The following is a 231-nucleotide window of genomic DNA, read 5'->3' on the forward strand; positions in this document are numbered from 1 at the left end:
CGTAACCTGGATCTTCGACTGACGAAGAACTTCAATGTGCCAGGCGCGGGCGAACTGTCCGTCTATGTCGACGCCATCAACGTCTTCAACTTCAAGAACTACACGGGCTTCGACGGCGGGACGGGCTCGGCGACGAACCCGAATCCGAACTTCGGTCGGCCTTCGGCAGTGCTGTTCCCCACGCGGACCTTCCAGATCGGCGCCCGCTACGCCTTCTAAATCCTGAGCCTG

The 231-nt window shown here is 60.2% G+C and carries 1 protein-coding gene; it reads left to right on the top strand.

Going from position 1 to position 231, the window contains the following annotated elements; genetic code table 11:
• Nucleotides 1-219: hypothetical protein (locus M2D63_RS26195; RefSeq protein ID WP_285865933.1), on the top strand; the 219-nt coding region annotated here is incomplete at its 5' end.
• Nucleotides 220-231: the final 12 nt, after the last annotated feature.

This window comes from Pseudomonas sp. BJa5 (assembly GCF_030272875.2).
In the GTDB taxonomy this organism is placed as follows: domain Bacteria; phylum Pseudomonadota; class Gammaproteobacteria; order Pseudomonadales; family Pseudomonadaceae; genus Aquipseudomonas.